This is a genomic window from Ruegeria sp. 6PALISEP08 (assembly GCF_001238295.1).
GTDB lineage: Bacteria > Pseudomonadota > Alphaproteobacteria > Rhodobacterales > Rhodobacteraceae > Ruegeria.
This window is the reverse complement of record NZ_LGXZ01000038.1, coordinates 1-1,127: the sequence shown is the minus strand read 5'-3', so window position 1 is coordinate 1,127 and position 1,127 is coordinate 1. Positions and strand designations below refer to the sequence as shown.

2 protein-coding genes are annotated in these 1,127 nt (G+C 51.9%); both read left to right on the top strand.

Annotated features, from left to right (window positions below):
• On the top strand, positions 1 to 663 hold a 663-nt coding region (locus ALB80_RS22335), incomplete at its 5' end, for an AraC family transcriptional regulator (RefSeq protein ID WP_216597702.1).
• Positions 612 to 1,031 carry a DoxX family protein gene (locus tag ALB80_RS21660; RefSeq protein WP_050606180.1) on the top strand — a complete coding sequence of 140 codons (420 nt, stop codon included), beginning with the start codon at positions 612 to 614 and terminating at the stop codon, positions 1,029 to 1,031. The genes ALB80_RS22335 and ALB80_RS21660, both read left to right, overlap by 52 nt.
• Positions 1,032 to 1,127 lie beyond the last annotated feature (96 nt).

Genomic DNA, 1,127 nt, shown 5'->3' with positions numbered 1-1,127 from the left:
CAATCCCTCTTTGTCGAAGGAGAGCACGCGTATTTCAGTGCCAAAAGGAACTTCCAAATTTCGGTTTCTCCCAGCCAAACCGATGCGTTTCTGACAAGTATATGGATATCCCTCTTGCACCGTGTCCTGGATTTCAGGTGGGACCCCAACCAGGTCATTCTTCGCGTCAGTAACCCGGATGCGCTGCCCGGTCAGTTTCACGGCGTTCGGGCAATCAAGTGCAATCCTCAAGGTTTTTCGATCAGGTTTCCCTCCAGCTGGTTAAGTTACAAATTACGACCAGAGGCACTGGAAAACCCCCCAGACTACAGGGTCATGGATGGGGATCTGGCCGCCCCGCAGGATTTCCTTGCGGGACTGAAAGGCCTGATCAGGGTCCATCTTGCAGATTCAGGATTTGGTGTGGATGAGCTTGCGGACCTTTGCGGCTTTCATCAGGAAACACTGAACAACCGGCTGGAACCTTACGGTCAAACGGCGTCCCAAGTGATCGCGCGCATTAAGCAGGAAGAAGCCGAACGCCTGCTAGCAAAAGACAATAAATCCGTTGGCGAGACAGCGCAAAGGCTTGGCTATGCCGACCCAACCGCCTTCTCCAGAGCATTTCGTAAATGGACGGGCGTATCTCCGGCAGCCTACAAGAAATCAAACCGGAAGGACTAGCATTGCTCCTGAACATCGCCATCGGTCTTCTATCTGCATTTTTTCTCTTTGCTTCATCCATCAAGATTTTTGGGTGGCAAAAGAAGGTCTTTGAAATCCAGTTAGGCATGTTCGAAAGCTACGGCCTCAACAGGCAGATCATGTTCCTCGTCGGATGCGGGGAACTTTTCGGGGCAATTGCCATCTGGTTTCAATCGTCGTGGATCGGGCCCCTAGGAGCACTTGCGTTGCTCTGCACATCTGTTGGAGCGATATTCTGCCATCTAATGTTCGATACTTGGAAGCAGGGTATACCGGCGACGATAACAGGGACACTGGCGGCTCTTGTTTTGAACGCTGGGTATTCGAAGCTTCTAAACATACTGTAACAACGGCCACCCGACCGATACCAGGAAATCCCAGGACAGCGATGGAGCGTCCACAACGGGCCTTTATTCTCGACTTTGCAAAGTCCGCTTTCTGCG